The organism is Streptococcus sp. HMSC064D12, from assembly GCF_001837205.1.
GTDB lineage: Bacteria > Bacillota > Bacilli > Lactobacillales > Streptococcaceae > Streptococcus > Streptococcus salivarius_D.
The window spans coordinates 1-245 of record NZ_KV831752.1; the positions used below are offsets into that span (position 1 = coordinate 1).

Sequence of the window (245 nt, forward strand, 5' to 3'; positions counted from 1 at the left end):
GTCTTATCTGACATGATTTCAAGAAGGATATCTCCCTCATTTACCACATCACCTTCTTGTTTTTTCCACTCGATGATTTCGCCTTCCTGCATATCAACACCAAGCTTAGGCATAATAATCTCAAAAGCCATATTTTATGATACTAAGAACGCTAAAATACGACAGAATTTTAGGAGTTTTACGTTAGTGTGCTTGCACACCAGTAAAACTATCTAAATTCCGAAGCATTTCGTTCGAGTTCAAAT

Annotated in this window: 1 protein-coding gene; it reads right to left on the minus strand. The window is 36.3% G+C overall.

The window, feature by feature from the left end:
* Positions 1-131: biotin/lipoyl-containing protein (locus tag HMPREF2697_RS10190; RefSeq protein ID WP_306806825.1), on the minus strand; the 131-nt coding region annotated here is incomplete at its 3' end.
* Between the last annotated feature and the right edge of the window lie 114 nt (positions 132-245).